The organism is Microvirga sp. KLBC 81, assembly GCF_003075415.1.
Lineage (GTDB): Bacteria > Pseudomonadota > Alphaproteobacteria > Rhizobiales > Beijerinckiaceae > Microvirga.
The window spans coordinates 1-5166 of sequence record NZ_QDAH01000163.1 but is presented as its reverse complement, the minus strand read 5'-3'; the positions used below and the strand labels follow the sequence as shown (position 1 = coordinate 5166).

Sequence of the window (5166 nt, the reverse complement as noted above, 5' to 3'; positions counted from 1 at the left end):
GCCTGCTCAATGACACCCTGATCGACTACTACACCACCTACGAGGCCGATCCGCGCATTCTCACGGCGGTCAAGAAGTCGCTCGACTACATTTGGCAGACGTGCTGGGATGAGGCGTCGCAATCCTTCATGTATGTCGAGAGCGCCAATTCCTTTGGGGAGGTGCGCGAGCCCGCGCCTGATCTCAACAACCTGATCAGCTCCGGCTTCGGCTGGCTCTACAAGATGACGGGCGACGCCACCTACAAGGAGCGCGGCGACAAGGTGTTCGCAGGCGGCGTCAATGGAGCTTGGCTGGATGGATCGAAGCAGTTCAACGAGCAGTACGCGAGTTCGCTGAAGTATCTCGCCTATACCCTGGGCGACGGGACCGTCAGTGCTCCTCAGCCCGAGCCGCCTACGCTCCCGGAGAAGGCCCCCTACGTGACCACCGGCGTCAGCTACACTCTGGCGGGAGACGAGGTGAACCTCACCGGCACCGGCTCGACCTCGATCTCCTTGACGGGCAACTCGCTCGCCAACGTGATCAAAGGCAACACAGGCGCCAACAAGATCAATGGCAATGCGGGTAATGACGCGCTGTATGGCAACGCGGGCAACGACAAGCTCTGGGGCGGCACTGGCAATGATGTGCTTGCCGGGGGCGCCGGCAAGGACGCCTTCGTCTTTCATACCAAGCCGAGCGCAAAGACCAACCTCGACACGATCGTCTATTTCAACCCGGCGGACGATACCATCTGGCTCGACAATGCGGTGTTCACCAAGCTCGGAAAGGTCGGTTCGACATCGCAGCCTGCGCTCCTGAACCCGGCATATCTGGCTTTGGGAACCAAGGCCAAGGATGCCAACGACTATCTGGTCTATGACAAGGTAACGGGCAAGCTGTTCTACGATGCGGACGGCTCGGGCCAAGGGGCAGCCGTGCAAGTGGCCACGCTCTCCAACAAGGCTGCGTTGACCTTCTGGGATTTCCAGATCATCTAAGGCAACTTTCGCCTCGTGCTCTCCCTAAGCCGGGAGAGCACGAGGATGATAAAATCTTCATTCTGGTATCGCTCCTACTCTGGCCCTTTCCTGTTCAACGTCAGGCCCGCCCGACAATGCGGCGGACAACAGGTGAGGTCGTGTAAGGCGTAGGAGATTACCTGAACCGATGGAGGACGTTTCCAATCGTCGCACCGAATGGGCTTGCACATACCAGCGATGCCCAGAAATACGGGAGGCTAGGCATCATAGGCGAACTGAAGCGACGCCTAAGATCAGTAGCGCACTGCCGATCGCCCCAAAGCCCCATCACACAAGCAGTTTTATAAGCACGAATAGCCAGAACCTTGCGCATGAGAAGCTTTAGCTCCTCGGGGCAGGATCTCTCTATCTCGTCTGGCTCGCTCAAGAAAGGCTCAACAGGCCGAGGAGCGGTCAAATTGCTACTTAACTCTGATGCATCTCTGCGAATGATGACTTCAGGTCTCAAGTTGAAGAGTACAGGCTCATTGAGTAGAACTTTCAACCATAAGAAGGCATCTTCTCCGTATAAGCATCGATTCTTCTCATAAAAGCCACCATACTTTCGAAAAGCATCGATGCGCACGACAGTTGTACAGGGTGACATGTAAGCTAACATGTGGACTGCAAGCATAGGATCTGTCCGAGATCCAAGGCGGTGAATGCCCGAGCTGATTCCCCGGTCACGCCACATGCTCTCGGTGGACAATCCGCTTGGCATCTCAAGATAACCTGAAGAGACTGTCGCAGCCTCAGGATTCGAGGTGAGTAGCCGGACGCTCTCAGATAGGTATGACGGAAGCCATTCATCATCAGCATCAAGGAAGGCAATCAGCTCTCCACGAGCAGCATCGACTCCGCGATTCCTTGCGTGCCCTGGCCCTCTGTTTGTCTGGGAAATGACTCTGACCCGATCATCAGGAAAGCTTTTCGCCTGCGCTGCTCCAGTATCAGTGGAACCGTCATCCACAACGATCACCTCAAAGTCGTTGAACGTTTGAGACGCGACCGAAACGAGGCATCGGGCGATATACGGGCCCTTATTGAAGAGCGGTATTATGACCGAGACCAGCACTACGGATCCTCGTCATCAATCCTTTTTCAGATCGATAGCAGCGTTTATTACCTCGTACAGCCCGCAAGCAGTTGCAGATCAAGATGCGCGATCTAGAACTCAGCCTGCAAGGCCCGCTTCGCGGCCTTGATATGATGGTGAACGAGGAGGTGGAATCATCCAGTCCCGTAGCTCTCCAGGCTCCCCATCGAGGCCAGCCTCTGCGGCTGCAATAAGGTTATACATCTCTCGGGCAGTAACGTAGTGAAGCCTGAACCGCTCACCATCATTGTACCGTGCTTCAGCATCGGAGAAGAGAGCGTCAAGGTCTCGGCTCAGCAAGGCTTCGCGATCACCATCTTCTGCTCCATGGCATGAGAGTTTGATGAACAGCCAGTCCGGGCGTCCTTGCACATGAACTCTCGCCTGAACCCAGCGATCGAGGCGCTCAGCGCTATAGCCAAGTTTCGCGGTAAGTGTCCCGTCATCCATCGCTGGACGGAACAAGCCGCCTCTCGCTGGCTTCAAATGCGGCACGAGGGGACCCTGGACCAGAATGACACCTGAATGACGTGGAGACATATGCTGCGCTGGAACACCTCTGTCGTAACACTTGGGGCATGCCGGATCGCCCGCTGCGTAGTAGATGCTGTTAAGCTGCCGAGGTTGGGACATGCTCTTCCATGCAGGGAAGGTAAAATCAGCGTAGCAGCCTTCCTGCTCCAGGATGGCAAGCTCATTGTTCACACCACAGAAGTTGGCGTCCCCCTCGCAACGGGAATTAGCCAAAGCAAAGTTACCATGAATAAAGCCCCAAGCAGGGCGCCCGCTTGGCCATGTAGAGAGTGCGCCGTGAGCTCGGTAGGTCTCTATTCCCTCCCGAATTTTCTGACGAAGCGACACTTCCGTATCGTCTCGGTGATGGAGGTGAATTTCGATTTCTCCCCATCCTGCAGCGCATAGTTCCATCAAGTGGGAGAACTCCCATTCGTCGTACTCGTCCCACGGATAGAAGAAGCTATGTGCAGGTGAACGGCCATCGTAATCCTGGTGCCGTGCCGCAATGAGCGGGTATTCTTGCAGCCATTGTTCAAGCCGCCTCCGCGCGATGTTCTGCCCGCGGCGGTGGACCTGCGGCTCGAAGTGGTCGGTGATAGCCAGGAACAGATGAACTGGATTCTTTTCTCTGAAGCCGGGCTGGAAATATCCCCGCCTCGCAGTGGCGCGAAGAGTAATGTCGAGCGTATGAAAGTGATTCCTCCAACTCATATCTTGTACGCTCTTACGATGAAATGAGGAGCCAGACAGACTGAGAAGGGCTGCAACCCTCCCGCAGCCAATATGCGCTTCATTCCCGAGGACGTTTGCACGGTCTCGCAGCATCCCCTGATGCGGAACTGCCGCCTGAGGATATGGAGAAGGAGACTGTTGACACCGATGTACCCGCAAAGGATCAAGTCCTTCATTCTTCCTGAGCGGATATCCTGACGAATACGGTGCAACAGCATGCTCGGAGGATGAAGCATTGCCCAAAACTCACCTCCGGGCAGCAAGACACGGGCAGCCTCGGCAATGACTCTTGACAGATCCATGTAGGGTAATGCGACGCGCGAGAATACGAGATCAAAGGATCGGTCAGTAAACGGGAGATATTCACCCGTACCGGCCAGCAAGTGAACATTGTGCGGAACGATCCGGGATCCTGCCGCTACCGCTGCAACATCACAGTCGACCCCCCATGCTTCAACGTGTTTAGATAATTGCAAAGCCATAAGGCTCTGCCCCATGCCGCACCCGATGTCGAGGATGCGACGGTGGTCGGATCGGATTGGCGGCAGGGCATGGTTAGGGTGAGCCGGATCCCGTGCAATGTCCAATTCCCCATAGTGGTACTGAAGCGCAGGGTCCATGGAAGCCCGAAACTTCTTGCTCTCCTCATCACAGCCGCTTGTGATCATCGGCATCAGCTTCGCGTCCCAAACAAGTGCTTACTCCGAAGGGGAGCCAAAAACTCACTATTCTACGTGTTTTCGCCAGCTTTGATTGCAGAGCTTATTCACCAGCCAGAGGCGTTGCGGATTTGCTACCTTTTTACTAAGGGCCGCGTTCGGCAGCCTGTTAGCCTAATATCAAATATAGATATTATATCTCTTACTGTGGCAGCCAATTGAGAGGTGTAGCAGTGCCATCTGATATTTAGAGGTACCCGTCTTAAACAACGGCCAAAAGGAGTTTCCCGCGCCGATACCGATTGAATGATCTACGCTCGTTCGCGCCCCTTGGCGACCTCTTTTCCGGTCTGCTCACGGTGCACTGGACCACATTCGCGCGCCAAGCTGCAAACCTGATGGTGATTACGTCCCGGTCCTGGCGCTGAGCGAGGGCCTGCCGGTGCCGCTCTTCCACTTTGCCCGGCACATGCGCGGCTCTACCACTGTCGCCCGCGTCGGCGATAATGCTTGGCCGATCAGACCTGTTATGGCGCGTGTGCATCTGCGTATCGCTCGGCCTGAGGCGATCACTGCTGCCGGGTTCGTTCCAGCCCATGCCGTCCACACAGCCTAGTCCCGCCGCTTCTGGTGTGCTACTCCGGTTTCTTCGCTCAGCTTGTTTGATCTAACCAACAATTTAGGTGGGTGAGATTGGTCATTCTCTACGGAGTTCTCGCGACCTGCTCAGGCATCCTCACGGCGGCCCTCCTGTGGCCGTCAGGGCCGTTTCTCGCCCTATCCGCAGGCATCCTCGCAGGCGCCCTAGCCATCATAGGGGCCGCCATCGTGCGTTTTATGGCAGTGATAGCGTCTGCCCGGCGGAAAACCACTGCCGGCGCACCGGTTCGCCAGCACTCCCCAGCAGAACCCGAAAGATACCGAGGCCGCTGAAGCTTCATCGGCTCCCTTTCGAGTTCAATCTTCACGGCAACGACGCTCTCAACGATGAAAGCCGGTCTGGTGGTCCCCTCCCACGAAGTTGGACGAGGCGCCAGCGGCGAGGCCTGGGCGGTGGGGTGTCCTGATGTCCTGCCGGGCGGCGCGGCGGGCCTTCGAGGGGCCGGCCACAGTCGACGCGCGCAGGAGAGCACAGGTTGGAGAGCACGCGCTGGAGCCC

Annotated in this window: 3 protein-coding genes and 1 pseudogene; 1 reads left to right on the top strand and 3 read right to left on the bottom strand. The window is 56.6% G+C overall.

Annotated features, from left to right (window positions below; all coding sequences use genetic code 11):
* Positions 1–983, top strand: a pseudogene (locus DC522_RS35265) (calcium-binding protein); the annotation flags it as partial.
* A gap of 157 nt (positions 984–1140) precedes the next feature.
* Here the strand turns inward: DC522_RS35265 and DC522_RS32370 are convergent.
* The 3 genes from DC522_RS32370 to DC522_RS32360 form a co-directional block, all read right to left on the bottom strand.
* Complete coding sequence (locus DC522_RS32370) at positions 1141–2079, bottom strand: glycosyltransferase family A protein (protein ID WP_116532533.1); 939 nt, start codon at positions 2077–2079, stop codon at positions 1141–1143.
* 99 nt (positions 2080–2178) lie between these two features.
* A complete protein-coding gene (locus DC522_RS32365; protein WP_116532532.1) occupies positions 2179–3327 on the bottom strand; it encodes a hypothetical protein in 1149 nt (382 codons plus the stop codon).
* The gene (locus DC522_RS32360; protein WP_116532531.1) at positions 3324–4022 is read right to left on the bottom strand and encodes a class I SAM-dependent methyltransferase; all 699 of its coding nucleotides are present in this window, start codon (positions 4020–4022) and stop codon (positions 3324–3326) included. The genes DC522_RS32365 and DC522_RS32360 overlap by 4 nt, the downstream gene beginning before the upstream one ends.
* Positions 4023–5166 lie beyond the last annotated feature (1144 nt).

Bases quoted from the DNA above. Each gene is read 5' to 3' on its own strand.
- DC522_RS32365 (WP_116532532.1), bottom strand. From the start codon at position 3,327: ATGAGTTGGAGGAATCACTTTCATACGCTCGACATTACTCTTCGCGCC.
- DC522_RS32360 (WP_116532531.1), bottom strand. From the start codon at position 4,022: ATGCCGATGATCACAAGCGGCTGTGATGAGGAGAGCAAGAAGTTTCGG.